The sequence below is a fragment of the Pseudomonas sp. C2.3V genome, assembly GCF_058536325.1.
The window spans coordinates 2218917-2235360 of the sequence record NZ_JBZUBN010000001.1 but is presented as its reverse complement, the minus strand read 5'-3'; the positions used below and the strand labels follow the sequence as shown (position 1 = coordinate 2235360).

General features: G+C 50.8%; 16 protein-coding genes and 1 pseudogene. 9 read left to right on the top strand and 8 right to left on the bottom strand.

What is annotated here, in order from left to right; all coding sequences use genetic code 11:
* The first annotated feature begins 294 nt into the window (after nt 1–294).
* Together AC4LF3_RS10360 and AC4LF3_RS10355 are read left to right on the top strand one after the other, a co-directional pair.
* The gene (locus AC4LF3_RS10360; protein ID WP_074826660.1) at nt 295–534 is read left to right on the top strand and encodes a hypothetical protein; all 240 of its coding nucleotides are present in this window, start codon (nt 295–297) and stop codon (nt 532–534) included.
* Between the two features lie 82 nt (nt 535–616).
* Nucleotides 617–832 carry a hypothetical protein gene (locus AC4LF3_RS10355; protein WP_125888442.1) on the top strand — a complete coding sequence of 72 codons (216 nt, stop codon included), beginning with the start codon at nt 617–619 and terminating at the stop codon, nt 830–832.
* A gap of 268 nt (nt 833–1100) precedes the next feature.
* Here AC4LF3_RS10355 and AC4LF3_RS10350 read toward each other — a convergent pair.
* Nucleotides 1101–1697: pseudogene (locus AC4LF3_RS10350) on the bottom strand (tripartite tricarboxylate transporter substrate-binding protein); the annotation flags it as partial.
* Between the two features lie 823 nt (nt 1698–2520).
* On the opposite strand from AC4LF3_RS10350, the gene AC4LF3_RS10345 reads away from it, so the two are divergent.
* The gene (locus AC4LF3_RS10345) at nt 2521–2709 is read left to right on the top strand and encodes a hypothetical protein (protein ID WP_010798406.1); all 189 of its coding nucleotides are present in this window, start codon (nt 2521–2523) and stop codon (nt 2707–2709) included.
* A gap of 142 nt (nt 2710–2851) precedes the next feature.
* Entirely contained in the window at nt 2852–3196 is a 345-nt protein-coding gene (locus AC4LF3_RS10340; protein ID WP_019365581.1) for a hypothetical protein, read from the top strand.
* Between the two features lie 61 nt (nt 3197–3257).
* On the opposite strand, the gene AC4LF3_RS10335 is transcribed toward AC4LF3_RS10340, so the two are convergent.
* The 4 genes from AC4LF3_RS10335 to AC4LF3_RS10320 form a co-directional block, all read right to left on the bottom strand.
* Nucleotides 3258–3482, bottom strand: a complete 225-nt coding sequence (locus AC4LF3_RS10335) for a hypothetical protein (protein ID WP_074826650.1) — start codon at nt 3480–3482, stop codon at nt 3258–3260.
* A 589-nt stretch (nt 3483–4071) separates the two neighbouring features.
* Nucleotides 4072–4551, bottom strand: coding sequence for a single-stranded DNA-binding protein (gene ssb / locus AC4LF3_RS10330; protein ID WP_010798402.1), 480 nt, complete (start codon nt 4549–4551; stop codon nt 4072–4074).
* 1227 nt (nt 4552–5778) lie between these two features.
* A complete protein-coding gene (locus AC4LF3_RS10325) occupies nt 5779–6990 on the bottom strand; it encodes an MFS transporter (protein WP_312270874.1) in 1212 nt (403 codons plus the stop codon).
* Between the two features lie 21 nt (nt 6991–7011).
* A complete protein-coding gene (locus tag AC4LF3_RS10320) occupies nt 7012–8202 on the bottom strand; it encodes an MFS transporter (RefSeq protein ID WP_491835239.1) in 1191 nt (396 codons plus the stop codon).
* Between the two features lie 606 nt (nt 8203–8808).
* Between AC4LF3_RS10320 and AC4LF3_RS10315 the strand changes: the two genes are divergently transcribed.
* The 5 genes from AC4LF3_RS10315 to AC4LF3_RS10295 are packed head-to-tail and all read left to right on the top strand — an operon-like array spanning nt 8809 to nt 12976.
* On the top strand, nt 8809–9243 hold the full coding sequence (locus AC4LF3_RS10315) for a type IV pilin protein (protein ID WP_122042487.1): 435 nt from the start codon (nt 8809–8811) through the stop codon (nt 9241–9243).
* Complete coding sequence (locus tag AC4LF3_RS10310) at nt 9237–9731, top strand: pilus assembly FimT family protein (RefSeq protein ID WP_434134326.1); 495 nt, start codon at nt 9237–9239, stop codon at nt 9729–9731. The genes AC4LF3_RS10315 and AC4LF3_RS10310 overlap by 7 nt, the downstream gene beginning before the upstream one ends.
* A gap of 58 nt (nt 9732–9789) precedes the next feature.
* On the top strand, nt 9790–10128 hold the full coding sequence (locus AC4LF3_RS10305; protein ID WP_139272271.1) for a hypothetical protein: 339 nt from the start codon (nt 9790–9792) through the stop codon (nt 10126–10128).
* Nucleotides 10125–10847: a PilW family protein gene (locus AC4LF3_RS10300; RefSeq protein ID WP_019365589.1), complete on the top strand. Its 723-nt coding sequence runs from the start codon at nt 10125–10127 to the stop codon at nt 10845–10847. Before AC4LF3_RS10305 ends, AC4LF3_RS10300 begins: the two co-directional genes overlap by 4 nt.
* The gene (locus tag AC4LF3_RS10295) at nt 10823–12976 is read left to right on the top strand and encodes an autotransporter outer membrane beta-barrel domain-containing protein (protein WP_491835238.1); all 2154 of its coding nucleotides are present in this window, start codon (nt 10823–10825) and stop codon (nt 12974–12976) included. The genes AC4LF3_RS10300 and AC4LF3_RS10295 overlap by 25 nt, the downstream gene beginning before the upstream one ends.
* Here the strand turns inward: AC4LF3_RS10295 and AC4LF3_RS10290 are convergent.
* From AC4LF3_RS10290 to xthA, 3 genes are all read right to left on the bottom strand, one after another.
* The gene (locus tag AC4LF3_RS10290; RefSeq protein ID WP_312508175.1) at nt 12967–14001 is read right to left on the bottom strand and encodes a TerC family protein; all 1035 of its coding nucleotides are present in this window, start codon (nt 13999–14001) and stop codon (nt 12967–12969) included. The two genes, AC4LF3_RS10295 and AC4LF3_RS10290, sit on opposite strands and share 10 nt — an antisense overlap.
* A 123-nt stretch (nt 14002–14124) precedes the next feature.
* Entirely contained in the window at nt 14125–15501 is a 1377-nt protein-coding gene (locus tag AC4LF3_RS10285) for a phosphate ABC transporter substrate-binding/OmpA family protein (RefSeq protein ID WP_286786715.1), read from the bottom strand.
* A 130-nt stretch (nt 15502–15631) separates the two neighbouring features.
* On the bottom strand, nt 15632–16444 hold the full coding sequence (gene xthA / locus AC4LF3_RS10280) for an exodeoxyribonuclease III (RefSeq protein WP_219652771.1): 813 nt from the start codon (nt 16442–16444) through the stop codon (nt 15632–15634).

The following is a 16444-nucleotide window of genomic DNA, read 5'->3' as shown; positions in this document are numbered from 1 at the left end:
TCAAAACCGGCCGAAAATTTAATTTGATGGTTTTTTGACAGAATAGAGCTTGAGGAATAGTGCCTCAGTGTTCTAGCAATACTCAGGCCAGGCTTTAGAGTACGGCTGCGTTTGCTGGCGAAAGGCTACAAAGAATGCATCACTACCTTTTGTGCGGTTGCTAGCCTAGTGATGAGCTTGTCTTGTCATGCTTTAACTATTCATGATCTTTTGATCATATCGGCGTAGGAGTAGGTTAGGTATAACGTTCAAGCGATGCGTAGTTTCATTCCCAAGCCCAGGAGTCTGCCCGGTATGCTTTACGGTGATCAACAAATCATGGTGGCGTTACTGTCCCGTTTGAACCGGAACCAATTAGCGCTCGGCGCAGCGGTTGAGGAGCTTGCAATTTGGATTGATCAGCGCGGGTCAACCGATGTGTCAGGTCGTGCCATGGAGCATCTTGAAGAGCTTGCAGCAAATGCTGATTTCATTAGTGAAGCTCTTCTGACGCTTATGGATAGTGCCCAGGACAAGCACCAGAGTGACTCCTAGGAAAGAAACGCCGTAGAGCCTCTCGCCTTGCACTTATTGGCCATGTTGAGGGTCCCACTTAGTTCAGACAGGAGGATCCAAAATGAAACGAGCAGCATGGGTGACGAGTATCTTATTCGGGGCATTGTTGGCGACTGGCTGTGTACCGTGGGGCAAAGATCAAGGGGGCGGAGATGTCAGTCCGCAGGAGCAAGGTGGTGCGGCAGGTGGACCTGGAGGTGCGGGCAGCGGTATGGGCGGCACTGGCGGGGCGGGCGGATCTTCATCCGGCTCGGGCGGCGGATCAGGCAGTCGCTGAGTTTATTCCATCACAAGAGAAATAATGTTTGAAAGCAGCTCCTTATACACTGGTACGAAGCACGCAGTGCTATGGCCTGCTTTTGAGGAGAGTATTCATAAGTGCTGATTCAGCTTGTTGAAACCCGGCCGATGAGTCGGGTTTCGCTTCCGTATCAAGCTGGTCTTCACGTTGTCTGAACTTATGTGTCTGCTGATTGTGCAGATAGGCCCTCAGATAGGCTGCCGAAGCGGTGCTGGTCAAGTTCAGGATCTATCCGTTGTGACGCTTAGGCGCTATTGCTCAGCTTGCTTATACCTAATTCTGTTATGAACTTACAGGAATAACCATTTTCATCAGTGATGCGTTGTTTGAATTTGCTCGGGTGAAAGAGAAACCTGAGTAAGCAGATAACGCTTTTGCAATTCCTGATAGTCCTGGGTCTGCTGCATACGTTAAATAGGTCGGAAATCGTTGGGTCTGATGTATTAGCTGACACGAACCATCCAATCCAGCCATTTATATCCATCGGCATACCTTGCCCAGTGAAGGTTTTGACGGCCGGCCAGTTAGGAAGGCGATCTTTGCTGGTTACAGTAAGAGCGTGTACCTTTCCTTCTGCTCTACGGCTGTTAACCTGTCCGCATACAAATATCGTGGCGGCCAATCCTCCGTCGAGTAGGTCGTCGATAATAGCTGTGGTGTGACTGTATGTTTGCATGCGCAGAGCAATTTCTTCTTCGAAGCCCAACATCAAGCCTGCCAGATGACTTTGAGACCCATACAGGGCTATACCTACATCTCGGAAGTGTGGTTTTTTGCTAACCCAGTCGACATAGGCAACCACGCTCTGGATAGACTGCGGAGCTGCTGGCCCTACAGCAAGAGCATAAGTGTAGTCCCTAACAAGGCGAGGGGCGTAAAGTCGTTGATCGGGTCATATTCGATCGAGTCATAAACATTGGGAAGTAGGCTCATTGAGGCTGAAACGGCTTGGAGAATGGTTGTGCCGTCTGGTGTTGCCTGCTTGGCTAGTGCGACTAGCCAAACGTGTGTTCTGCTCACTGATGATCTGCAAGCAGTACTCAAATGGAGCTTGTTTGGAGAAAACAGGCTATAAGCGCTCAGCCATTTCGGTACTGAATGCTTCTTTTGGCTGACCAGTTTTACATTGCTGGACTTCTGGGCCTCCAAGGAAGTTAATGAAGCACCTAGAAGGGCGACCCAGATCCATACAAAAAATGTCTTCGACTGATGATGACGTGGCTCTTGTACTGACCGATGAATACTCAGAGGCAAGCGCTAGGGCTGCTGGTATTTCAGGGTAGTTCGAGCTATTGAATACGCTAATTGGTAGCGCGTTAAAATACTCTCAAATTACTTTCAGACGTAATTATGCATTTAGTCTGTATTATAAATAAGAATTATTTGTATTTCTGAAGCGCCGATGCGTAACTTTGATGGTGGGATATACAAAGCCTTTCCTGCACATCGACAACTCTGCCGCAATAGTCGGTTAAGCAGTACTTTATTTGGTGTAAAACAGAGCGTATCGAAAGAAACGCGCGCTATCCTGATCGATAACCAGCGATCTTGAAATCGGTACTGAGTGTCGGGTTGTGTTTTCGATCACTCAAATCTTGAGTATCCTTACACGTTTAACGTTGTAGTTCGCTCTGTATGGCATAGTCTGGAGCGACTGAGTGTATATGGGAAAATGGATCAACCTGAAGCGCAATCTCCAGATAGAGGGGTGGGCGTTTCTATTGGCGTTTGGCTGTATTTTCTTTGGATTCAGGCACAGTTACTGGCTGTGGATGCTGGTCCCGTTGTGTCTAGGGTTGGGTGTTGATTGGCATCGACTGATGCCAGACAAAGATCCTGAAGAACTACCGTGACACTTAGCCAATCTGACGCGGCCGCACCAATACTGTTGATGCAGCTTTCATTCGAACATCTTTCTTGACGTTAATTGATCGAGACGGCTCCAGAGGTTCTGGATTCGTATTTAATCAATGGAGCGGTTTAGCCGGGGTAGGCATGAAGCGTTTAGTAGTAGTTATCAGCCTTGCTTTAACAGGTTGCGCTGGGGTTGGCGATATTGAAAAGGTACAGCCTTCTCTAGCGGGAAGATCAAATAAAGATCCAGATGCCTTTATGGAGTGCCTGATGACAGACCTGTCTGTCAATCAGTCAAAAGTTATTATTGAGAGGAAGGGAAGTAGTATCAAGGCCCTGGTTCCTCAAGGGTTGGCCTCGCCAGCTCCGGCACTGGTTATTGCTGACAAGACTTCGCATGGGACTAAAGTCGTCCTGCGAGACGGCAAGGCGAATAATCCCTTTCCTTTTGCTGGAATCAGAAGCACCGTATCAGGCTGCTTGTAAATAGCGATCATTAAGCCTTTTAAAAACAAAGCTCCACATGCAGTGGAGCTTTGTTTTACGGTCAGCGATAACGACGATGAGAAACATCGAAATCTGTTTTCGCCGTCAGGCTCATGTCAACACTGCGTTGGTCGTTGACATTGGCCGCTAATGACATGTCAGCCGATGGCCTACACTGCTCAAGACAGGAGTCTCCATCATACGCCCACCATACTGTCATACTGAAAGCGGCAAGAAATAGCCAGCTCAGCAAATTACCGGTCTCTACTTTTGACGACTCGTTCATAACGTTTCGCTCCATGAATACGCTAAGGATGATGGCATTTTGGTGCCGCTCTCTTTTTACTCTTAACGTTTGAAGTTGGCTAGTGCTTGTTTAACAATTAACAGCGTCTTTTAAAAATATGTGGAACAGCTTGAGTTAGTTGCGTAGCTAACTTCTCATAAGTGCTTTGCCTAATAGATTGCACGAAAGAGGAAGGGGCTCTAGGTGTGACTAATGTTAACTCTTAACTATCACTAACTGGATACAAAATCAGCCAAGCCTAATACAGAAATAACCCCTGCATAAAAAAGCAGTGCGTAAGCAAAACTTGTCCAGATGAGTCGACGGCGAAGTTGTATGCGGGTCATAAAGCATTCCTTGCTGAGTAGAGATAGAGCGGAAGCGTGAGTCAGCTGGGCGACAAAACGAAGTGATGAAGCTGATCTGCCAGCTATGACCATAAAAATTTAAAAGCGCTGCACAGTGGGCGAAAAAAATTAGCTCAAAAGGTGAATGACACATCATTCACCGCCTGAGAAGCGATGTGCGTATGCCCTGAAGAACTGAGAGCCAGCCATCACATGGCAGAAGAAAAGGCGCCTAAGCGCCTTTAGAAGGGAATATCATCATCGAAGCTGTCGTAGTCTGGAGCCGGCTGGGTTGAGGGCTGCGGCTGTGTAGGCCTACGGGCTTGCCCAGAGGGTTGTTTGCCGGATTGTTGGTTACTCGATGGTTCGTTATCCCCTCGGCCGCCAAGCAGTTGCATGGTACCGCTTATGTCGACGATAACTTCAGTCGTGTAGCGGTCTTGCCCGTCTTGGCCCTGCCACTTTCGTGTGCGTAATGTACCCTCTACGTAAACCTGTGACCCTTTGCGAAGGTATTCGGCGGCTATCTCGGCCAGCCGGCCAAAAAAGACGACCCGATGCCACTCGGTTCGTTCTTGCAACTGACCACTCTGTTTGTCCTTCCAGCTTTCGCTGGTTGCAAGGGTGATATTGGTGATGGGGTTACCATTGGGCGTATAGCGGATTTCGGGATCGGCACCTACATTGCCAATGAGAATAACCTTGTTGATACCTCTAGCCATTCGAAACCTCACAGTCAGCACTAGGGCTGCGGTCTTTTGTATACATTACTGATGTCCATACGTATAAGCCGACTATTTTAGTTTGCCCATCGATACGTTCAATCATTCCTGAAAACTGAAGTTGAGAGTTGCTCAGTAAGCTGACATCTAAACGGTCAGAAGCGTGCTTTATAATTAACTTACGCGCTAGTTATAAATTTCCGAAGTTCTAGGTCGTGCTTTACAGATATGGGGTCGAGAGGGTTAAAAACAATATCAATTGTTTGGGTTGTATGGACCGCTTGTCGCTTTTTCAAGTGTTTGGATCGTGGAGTAAGAAATATAAGCTGGCGTTTTTCAGGTCATTAATGAAATTACGAAGCCCTAATATGAATTTATATAGAAAATTCCATTTCTAAAAAACATGGGCATTAAGCGGGTGCCTGATGTAGGGGCTTTTTCAAGACAAGCAGCCTAGGCGTAAGCTTTATTAATGGCTTAAGTGCGGAAGGGGTTGTTATTAATCACTTGGATATGGGAGCCATGCTCTGTTGGCTCCTTATGGCACCAGCGGCAAAGCTTTTAGACTAGTGGCCATTTGATAGCGTCTGGTGATTGTATAATGGGCTCTCCTGGATCGACGTAGCGTTGAATGCTTTGAGTCTGATATTCATTTCAGCTTTGGGATAGGAGGCCGTTAAATTGACATTGAGTCAACGTTTCGGCTTACCCGATAAGATTGTCCCGGTTGTTTGTATGGCCAGGCATCTTCAAAGGAGTCATTAATTGTCTTTTATTCGTGTTGGGCTCTATGGGTTTTAGACTTTTTGCCATGCCTGTATTAGTGCTGTTGGTAGGCCAGGCTGTTTCGATCGTTCTTTTCGTTTGGGCGGGTAACGTTGAAGCGCTAGTGCTTTTGGATCTAGCGATTACTGCCAAGCTGATTAGCTTGATGATGTGGTTGGTAAGTTTGTCGATAGGTCTGTCGTGGCTGTTAACACGCCTCCAAAAACTGCTGCGCTGGAAAAAAGGAAGGCTGCATGGAGGGTGTATCCATTGTGAGGGCTTGTTAAGCCATCATGATGATGAGCACGGGTTCTACAGTAAGTGCTTGATGTGTAATGCGAGGCATTATTGATAATATCTTGCTAACTTGGCCCGAAGCTTTTACGCCATAGGTTGTTAGTGTGTGCTGAACGAAAGTATCCAGCTGACATGCGTATCAGCTGGATACTTTCATCTGTAAGCCTAGCTTGGCCGATCCTGCCTGGCGTTAGGTGTTTCCATAGCACGCTGCGCCTGTTTGAAAAGATAAAGACACAGCAGAAGGCCGGCTAGAGACATTATTGCAGCAAAGAGATAAATGGAGTTGAAGCCAAACGCATTGGCAATGCTGCCGGCTACGGGGCCGGTAATTCCGAGCGACATGTCTAGGCACAGTGAGTAGGCACCTAGCGCAGCGCTTCTGTTAGTGGCGGGGACCTTTACAATGGCCTCTACACCCAGGGCGGGATAAACAAGCGAGAGGCCAAAGCCTGCTAACGCGGCTCCTGCCATGGCCATGCCGGGTGAAACGGCTAGCCACAGAAGCAGCAGACCTAGTGTTTCCACGATAAAGCAGGCAATGGCGACGGGGTAGCCGCCGAAGCGGTTGACTGTTCCTGCAAATAAAAGACGGGCGCAAATGAACGCAGCACCAAATGCGGTTAGGCTATAGGCAGCGTTAGGCCAGCCATGGCTGCCGTAGTACAGCGTAATGAACGTCGCGATGGTGCCAAAGCCAATCGAGCTTAACAGTAGACCCAATCCATAAGGACTGATGCGCCAGAAGACGCGAAGAAAGGGGAGGCGCTCGCCAGGAATGACAGGAGCTGGCTCTTTATTCCAGGCCAGGGCCAAGCCGATGGCGGCCAGTAAAACAATGCTTACACCCAGGCTCCAGAGTCCCAAGCTGCTTACCATGGCAACGCCTAGCGGAGCACCAATGGCCAAGGCGCCGTAGGCTGCGATCCCGTTCCAGGAGATCACCTTGCTGACGTGCTGCATCCCAACACTGCCCATGCCCCAGCTCAGCGAGCCTGTACCAATCAGTGCCTGGGCGCATCCTAGAAAGACTCGCCCTATGATAAGCAGCACCAGGCTTGCAACCTGAAAGTCCTGTAGCAGAGTTGAGATGAGAGTCAGGATGCCACAGATGCCGCAGCCAAACAGCCCTGCGATTACGCCTTTCTTGGGGCCGATGCTATCAGCAATCTTGCCTGCAATCGGGCGCGTAAACAGGGTGGCGATGTATTGGATGCTAATGGTCAGGCCTGCCATGACCGACCCAAAGCCCAGGGTGTCATGGACATATCCGGGCAGGATGGCAAGCGGTAGACCAATGGCCAGAAACGTCAAAAAGCTGAAAACGACGATTGAGGCGATACGCAAGGTAATGGCAACGGATTCTGAAGCGTTCATCAGTAGGTAAGGCCTCCCGGCTCAGACGTTAGGATTCCGTTTTAGCAGCGTGATACTCAATGCCAAGCCCATTAACGACGCCAGGGCTGCGCTTAGGAACATAATGGGATAGCCAAAGTTCGCTGCAATGGCCCCAATCAATGGACCCGTGATACCTAATGAGAGATCAATGAAAACTGAGTAGGCGCCCAGCGCCGAGCCTCGGTTCGCGGCTGGCACCAGCCGGACGGCCTCGACACCCAGTGCAGGAAATACCAGGGAAAAGCCAAACCCGGTCAGGGCTGCGCCTGCAAGCGCAAGGAAAGGTGTCGAGGCCTGCCAGAGCATCAGTAATCCGAACGTCTCAACGGTCAGGCAGACAATCGCTACCCGAAATCCGCCTAGTCGATTGATGGCATTGGCAAACAAGAGGCGTGCACAGATGAAGAAAAAGCCGAATACACTCAGACAAAAGGCCGCATTGTCCCAATGACGGCTGCTGTAGAAGAGTGTGATGAAGGTTGCGATGGTTCCAAAGCCGATTCCGCCTAGGGCAAGGCCCATGCCATACGGCGCAACCCGCCCCAGCACATTGAGAAAGGGCATGCGTTTACCAGGCACAATTGCAATGGCAGGTTTAGGTCTGGCCAGGTAGAAGCCTAGCAGGGCAAGCAAAAGAATGCTGACACCCATGCTCCGTAGGCCCAGACCATTGACCAGCATGACGCCCAAGGGTGCGCCAACGGCCAAGGCCCCATAGCTGGCGATGCCATTCCAGGAAATGACCTTGGCCGTATGCGCCGCCCCGGTACGACCAATCGCCCAACTGATGGCTCCCGTGCCTACAAGACTTTCCGAGCAGCCCAGGATAAGGCGTCCTGCCAGCAAACACCCTAAGCTGATTGAGGGTGCGTTCTGTAAAAGCGTCGATGCCAGCATGAGCGTCCCACTGATGCCACATCCAGCCATGCCATAAATGACAGCTTGCTTGGCGCCTATGGTATCGATGACTTTACCAGCATGGGATCGTGAGAGAAGCGTAGCGAGGTATTGACTGCTAATGACGAGTCCGGCGACGACCGAGTTGAACCCCAACTGGTCGTGCACATATTTGGGCAGGACCGCAAGTGGAATCCCGATGGTCAGATAAGCAAGGAAAGTAAAGAGGACAGTTGAAACGACTACAAGCGTAATTGCAAAAGGTCGCTGTGATTGGGACTCGGTGTTCGACATGGACAACAAAAGCGTTCCTGAATGTTTGAACTGTTTATTGGATCATTAGCTAAGCATCCAATAAAGCGATATTACCGTGTAGACGCTGCTGAGCAGGGTTTCGTTACGTAAGCCACTGCATGAGGTATTTGCCGTATTAAAGCGTTATCGGATGAGAGGCCTAGAAAGCTATACCTCATTTCAGAACACAGATTAAAAAGTTAAAGTAATTTCTAGGATTGTCTAATTTATACAGATTAATCAGCTACTTAATTAATAAAGTTAAAGCTAACAGTAAGTATGTGATTGAGGAAAGGGTCCTTCTGGCTAGACTGTTTTCTGGCAGCGTCTTCCGCTTCGCTAGCTTTGCGCCAGAATATTGTCATCAACGACTTGCATCATGGCGCTTTACCAGCTTCTCTTATCGTATATGCATAAAGTTTGAAGGTGCTCTGGCCCTTTATTGATGCTGTGTCCAGCCTGAAGCAGAACAACAGTTTGCTTAGCTGGCACAGCATTTGAATAGGTATTGGTAGTTGGCTGTATAACGATCAACGGTTCAGGGAAAGTCCGAACACTGTTCGGAATTATCGTGCATGGACGTTAAAGAGACGTAGGTTCAAACACATGCATAAGCATATCGATACTCGCCGCAGCGGCGGTTTTACACTTATCGAAATTCTGATTGTGGTCGCCATAGTCGGCATCCTGGCGGCTATCGCGGTTCCGTCCTACAGCTCGTATGTCACTCGCAGCCAGATCAAGACAGCGCAGGGCGACCTTGTGGCGCTTGGACTTAATATGGAGAACGTGCGGCAGCGTACCCTGAAATATTCCTCTGCGCCGGTTACAACGACCACAGCTGCCACACAGGCGCTGTTCAATGGCAAATGGCAGCCTGCTCAGGGTGCGGATTTCGAATACATGATCACTCAAGTCACCGATACGGCCTATACGGTATCTGCCCGTGGCAAGAGTGCCAAGTTGAGCACCTGTACGCTTACATTGACAAGCAAGAACGAGCGTACCGCGACCGGGTGCCCAGGAGTGACATCATGGTAAAACAGGCCAAGGGTTTCACCCTGATCGAACTGATGGTCACGTTGGCCGTGATGAGCATTCTTTTGATGGCGGGCGTTCCCTTGACTCAGGGATGGTTGAACAGTGCTCATCAGCGTGATGCTGCCAGTGTTCTTCAACAGGGAATTGCGCGGGCCAAGGCGATGGCATTGAGGAACCCGGCGGGCGTCGTCGGAGCGGACAAACCTGCTGCCTTGCTCTGTTTGAACGACACTTCCTTGATGCTGGCCCAGCCAGTTGCCGGGCAAAGCGCCTTTAATTGCGGGCAGGTGGGTAATGCCCAGGTTGTATGGAGCAGTGCGCTACCCAAACAAGTTACCATCGAGTCCGACAACAAGTCCTTCCAGTGCGTCGCATTGGATAACCGAGCGCTACCTTTTCAAAGTAGCCAGTCGGGACTTGATTGCGCCACGGTGGATCTGGCGGTAAAGGCGGGTCGAGAAGATGCGCTTCCGATCACTATCATTTAATGGCAGGTCTTGTCAGCGCGGCGATACGCTGATCGAGGCGCTAGTAGGTGTCTTGCTGATGTCAATCATAGGCATCGGCATGATTCATATCGCCACGCGTATTCAGCAGACGCAAACAGACCTGCATATCCAGAACTATATCGTGGTGCAAATGCGCAACCTGCTGCATGTCTATGGAACAACGCTCTGTCCAGGTAATAGCGCCAATAGCAAAGCCATTGTCTATTCACCCATTGATGGTTCCCCATTTCCACTGGATGTGGAATGCACGACGACGTCGGGCGCTATTTCGCTGGGTGGACGCACAGTAGATGCGTCTCCTCAACACGTTATGCTACAGACCCGTGCCATGGACCAGGAGGTATTTGGTCTGCCCATTCAGGTGGGCGATCTGTGACAGATAATCGTCAGAGGGGATTCAACCTGATCAGCCTCATGATAGGCATGGTCATTTCGCTGATTACCGTACTGGCGATGTTGTCGCTATACCGGACCCTGGTAGGTGTAAGTGTAGAGTCGGCAAGCCTGGCCAAGGTGGAGGGGCAGAAAGCCTCGGGACTTTTGACTGCACAGATCGCTTTGCAACAGGCAGGGTTTGGTTTGCCGGTGACTGGTACCAAGCGACCTCAACTAGGTACGGATCTGGTCTTCATCCGTGATGCAGTGCTGTCCAAGGCAGACGAAAACAATGTGCGCAAATTATCGGGTGGAACGGTAATCGATTTTACCAAAGCGGACCCGATTAAAGGGTCGTTGGGAAACGCGATTATCTGGGGCTTCAATGCCAGCACCATTACGGCTGCTCCGATCGCGGATGCCTATCAATGCAGCGGTCTGGTCTCGACTTCCTCAGGGCTTGTACTGCTCAAACCCATGAAATGCACAAGTGCGAAGGTGTGGGCATCGCTGGATTGGATCACGGCTGACCTGATCAACGAGATGGGCAGCGATACACAGGGCGCCTATATGCAAGTGGTCGAAGCGACATGTTGGCCTTTTAGTACAAATGAAGGGGTTCATGCGGTACAGGTGCGTTTTCCCGTATTGGATCTGGAACCGCAGCCTGAGCCGCTGACGATTAGTTTTACCACGTGCCTGTCGAATTTCGCGCCATGATTAGCTTTCCGGCTCGCCAAAGAGGTATCGCCTCACTGATGGTCATTCTGCTGACTGGAATGACGCTGACCATCGCAGCGCTAGGCATGATGTACATGGTGCAAGGCACGCAGGAGCGGCAGCTGGCGGTTCATGCAACAACGCCAGCCCAGTTGAAGGCCTGGACAGGCGTGGAGCTGCTGAGGCAATTTTTGACAAACCGATCTACAAATGATCTGGAGGCGCTTGCGGCGGGAGAAATTGCTGTAGGCGGAACTGAAGGATTACGGGTAGAGCTATTGTCCAAGACTAAGCCCAAAAGCGATCAGTACCGCATAGTAGCTAATATTACGGGTAGAGCAGCCGACTCAACTGCCATCGTACAAGCGATTTTTGAGGTCAATCCGCTGGACTACACCTCAACGGGTGCAGGCCCGACGACTGGAGCTGCTTCTGGTGCGACCAGTCCCTCAAGTCCTGCATCAGTACCGCCTCTCATCCGAATTAGTACAGATCTCAACCTTAATGGGTCTGTCAGTTTCGAAGGGCCGCAACAGGCCAATATAAGTGTCAAAGGAAAGGTCAATCTTTCTGGTAATGTCACGGGTCTGGATGCAATCAGTTCAACGGATGATATTACGGTTGGCAGCTCGGTCTCTGTCAGTTCATTGACGACAAACGGCAACGTGACGCTGGAAGGAAACGCTTCGGCACTAACTGTCTCAGCTATCAAGAACGTAACCCTAACCGGAAATGCCAGCGCGGGAACGGTTACCGCCAATGGCACGCTTAATATGGCTGGGCGTCAGATTTCGACAGCGAACCTAACCGGGAATGTCAATATAAGCAGTGGCGCTATCACGACACTCAATAGTCAAGCAGACGTTTTTTGGACAAGTAAGGACTCAGCCAGAGAAATCAATACCAATGGTAAGGTTACTTATTTCGGTTCCAATAACAGTACGGCTGTAGCGGCTATTGGCGATATACGAATTGATGACGGCGCGGTCCAGACGGTTAAAACCCAGGGTAATACAATAATAAATCGAGGAGAGATAACTAGCCGCCTCGATGGACAAGGCGCTTTGACCGCAAGTACTGGTCTTGTTGCAAGCGGAACAGTTGGCGGTGCGCTCACGGTAGATAAAAATTCCAAGGTAAACGTAGTACGGACTATTAATTATCAGGTCAATGTACCGCGCGTTACTGTTCAAACTGTGAAAGAAACAGTAGTGCAGACGAGTAAGGTAGACGCTTATCAACTTCGTTCCAACGCCAATTATGTATTTCAACTCTCATCCACTGGGCAGCGACAGGTAACTGTCCAAGGTGTCAGTGGTATTGCTAATGGTGTTTATCTCCTGGGAAATTACCCGGATGCTGGCGGAAGAGGTTACCGTGATTTTCTTTGTAACGAAGTTAATGCTCAGGGTATGTGTACCGCTCCGCTTCAGCCTAATAAGACGATATGTCAGGGCGCAACTACATTTAATGGCTGCATAACTTACAGAGATGGATTGTGGTCGCTTTCTGGCTGGAGCCTTGCGCCAGGTGTCCTATGGTTTCAAGGGGATGTTCAAGCTGGGAGCGGTGTTTATTACAACAGCATTATTGCGACGGGCAACATAGCAACTACCGCCAAAAATAAAACTATCGCTGTCAATTATGCTGGCTTTGATCCGATTTGTAGAAATACGCGACGCGCAGAAGACAACGTTCCGGCCAGCCTGGATTTGGCTGGACTCTATCCTTTGAATCTTTGTGATATAGCAAAAGGTCTTTATAAGCCCTCTGCTGTAGGAAACGTGGCGCTGCTAGCGGGGGGTTACCTCAACGGCACTTTCTCTGGGGGGACGGTCACTTTGGGAGCCAGTAACGATGTTTATGGCAGCGTAGTGGCGGGTAATAACGTTGTGACAACCGGGAACACACGGGTCCACGGTACGATTACGTCTGCCGCTCAAGGCGGAGGCATTCAACAACTTGGAGGCTCAACCACGATTGATACCACAGCGTGGCCTTCCACCTTTTCTCCCGAGCAGGCCCCCGGTAATGCGCCGGAAGGCTCTGGTACGACAAACAGTGGCGCTATGTATGATATTGGTCGGGCTCAGCCTACGGTCCAGATTCTTTGGACCCGTTATTTATGATCCCCCCAAGGGCCGGAGTTGTTTTTAGAGGTGCCTGTCTTTAAGTGCTCGGCGTGTCCGCGTGTCTTGAACAACGACAACACAATACCACCAACCAGCAGACCAAAGGTTACACCCAGTGATAGCGGTGCCGGGATTGGGCCAATGAAGGAGTGTGCAAAGATCTTGGCCCCGATGAAAATGAGCACCAACGCCAACGCATATTTTAAATAGGCGAATCGGCTGATCATGGCAGCCAAGGCAAAGTAGAGCGCTCGAAGGCCCAAAATGGCACAAATGTTTGATGTGTAAACGATAAAAGGCTCCTGGGTGATCGAGAAGATGGCCGGAACGCTATCCACCGCAAAAACCAGGTCCGCCATTTCGATGAGTATCAACGCCAAGAGAAGCGGAGTGGCGTAGACCAGGGGCTTGCTGAAGCCTTCCTTTTCCTTGCGTATCAGAAAGCGATCACCATGAAGCTGGTCCGTCACGCGGATATGCTTGCGCAAGAAGCGCAGCATGGGATTTTGGGCCAGGTCGGGCTGGTCGTCGTGGCGGCTGAAGAGCATTTTGATTCCTGAGATCAATAGGAACGCGCCAAATACATAAAGGATCCAATCGAAGCGTTGTACCAGCGCAGCGCCAACGCCAATCATGATGGCACGCATGACAATGGCGCCGAGTACACCCCAGAACAGGACTTCATGCTGGTATTTACGCGGAATTTGAAAAAAGCTGAAGATCAGCGCCATGACAAAGACGTTATCCATCGAAAGCGACTGTTCGACCAGATAGCCTGTGTAATATTCAAGGGCGCGAGTGGCACCAAATTCGTACCAGATCCATCCACCAAAGGCGATCCCGAACGAGATGTAGCCTGCCGACATCACCAGGCTCTCCTTGATGCCTATTTCGTGATGATTGCGCTGCAGGACACCCAGATCGAAGATCAGAAGCAAGAGTACGATGATAAGAAAGCTCAGCCACAGCCAAGCGGCGGCGCCCATGAAGGGCGTAGTCAGGAAATCAAATGCGTCGGGCATGATCGATCCTGTCGATGTCGTTAGGTGACTCCGACATGGCGATCGGGTGATCGTCAGAGGGGCCCGGCGTCACACCTCCATAGAGGTAGGGTTGAATCTAACAAAGCGGTTGGCTTCGTCATGTCAATAGACCCACACTTCTACGCGCCGGTTCTTCATCCGGCCTTCATCACTATTGGCTGCTACAGGCAAGGCATCGCCCAGCCCTACGATGTCATGGAACATCACGCCACCCTTGTTCAGCTCCCGCCGTACGGCCATGGCGCGTAGCTTGGAGAGCAGTTCGGCTCGCTTCAAGTCTTCCTTTGTATCGCTAAAGCCAATCAGTGCTACCTTCTTGTCGAGCTTGTCATTTTCTCTGAGGTAGGTCATCAGACGTTCGATATCGAGGTTGGCCTTGTTGTCCAGCGTGGCGCTACCCTCAGCGAAGCGAAAATTGACCGAAAGGCGCTGCGCATGGTCGGCAAGCTGACGATAAAACGCTGGCGCATCTGCCGGCACGACGGGCTGGACCGCCAGTACTTCTTGAGCCACGAATCCGCTCTTGCTGACCCATCTTTGCCCCTCCGAACTTTGAGCGTAGCGGATGAAGGCATTTACCCACGGATTTTTCTCGTCGGGTTTGTTATAGAGGAACAGACGACGTGAGAGGGGATAGTCTTCCGTAGCAACGGTGGTAACCGTTGGGGGGAGAGCTAGCGCCGATCCGTCAGAGATCGATACGGCTTTTGCCTTGCCTACAGCAGCCAGTCCGACAAAGCCGATTCCATATGGATCCTGGCTGATAGCGTCGGATAGCTCGTCATTGGATTCGAAACGCGTAGCTGTAGGCGAAAGGCTTTTGCCATGAGAGGACATGACCAGTTCCTTGAAGGTATCAAAGGTGCCTGATTGGTCATCTCTCGCATACAAGTGAACAGGACCTAGTGAGCCCCCAATGTCTTTCCAATTCTTCACATCGCCTGAAAAGAGTCGGGCCAACTCATCGGTTGAGAGCGTGGTCAATGGGTTCGCCGCGTTCAGGATGATAGCGATGCCATCAATACCGATGACATGCTCGGATCTGGCATCTCGTGCATTACCCAAGCGCTTGAGTTCGAGTGCCTCGCTGTCCTTGATAGGACGTGAGGCAGCAGCGATATCGGTATCGCCATGAATAAGATCGGCAAAGCCGGTACTCGATCCATGCGCCGCCATATCGATGCGAACCTGATCACCGTTGGCGCGTCTGCCAATAATGATACGTTCGTTTTCATGACTGCCAGTCCGGCTGTTTATGGTCTCGAACCCATGTGTTTTGAGAAAGCCTTCGACCATGAGCGGGGAAAGCTGAGCGCCGATGGTGTTGGAGCCATGGATACTCAATACCGGTTTGCCATCTGTGCGAAGCGGTAATGGCTGCGCCGCGGTCGACCATGATGAGACGGTGCAAACGATGCCGAGAAGCGCGCCGGCAAGAAGACGGCTCCAACGGGTGGAATCCTGACGGGCGGAATTCATATTCCTACAGCTACCCTGGAAATGAGACGCGGGCAGCATAAAAGGGAAAAATGACGAAAACATTACAACGGCAGCTTTTTGCCACTATTGCGTTGTGAGGTGGCCTGCTTGAGCAGACCACTGTATCGCGTCAGGTCAGCTCAACCCAGATAGGGGCATGGTCAGAGGGCTTTTCCATGGCACGGATGTCATAGTCAATACCGGCGTCTTTGAGGCGAGGCTGGGCACCTTGCGAGGCCAGGATCAGATCGATGCGAAGACCCCGCTTGGGCTCCGCTTCAAATCCTTTGCTACGGTAATCAAACCAGCTGAAACGATCCGCAACAATAGGGTTGAGGTGGCGGAAACTATCAACCAGCCCCCAGTTCTTGAGCTTGGCCAGCCACTCGCGCTCCTCGGGTAGAAAGCTGCACTTGCCGGTACGTAACCAGCGCTTGGCATTATCCGTACCAATGCCAATATCGCAGTCTTCAGGTGAGATATTGAAATCGCCCATTAGCAGCAGCGGTGTATTGGTGGAGTAGCGCTGTTCGAGAAGCTGCTGCAGGTCTGCATAGAACTTGGTCTTGGCGGGAAACTTGACAGGATGGTCCCGGCTTTCGCCCTGCGGAAAATAGCCGTTCATAATGACGACCGGCTGGTTGTTATGGTCGGCATAAACGCCATAGATGAAACGTTTCTGGGACTCTTCGCCGTCGTTGGGGAAGCCCTTGTGGATCTCCAGCGGTGCCTGGCGTGAAAGCAGTGCTACGCCATAGTGACCTTTCTGCCCGTGATAGTGAACGTGATAGCCCAACGCCTCGATATCAGCCAGCGGGAACTGGTCATCCGAGACCTTGGTTTCCTGAAGCCCGATAACATCGGGTGCGTGACGTTCGATCAAGGCAGCCAGCTGATGAGGACGTGCTCGCAAACCATTGATATTAAAGCAAACAATCTTCAT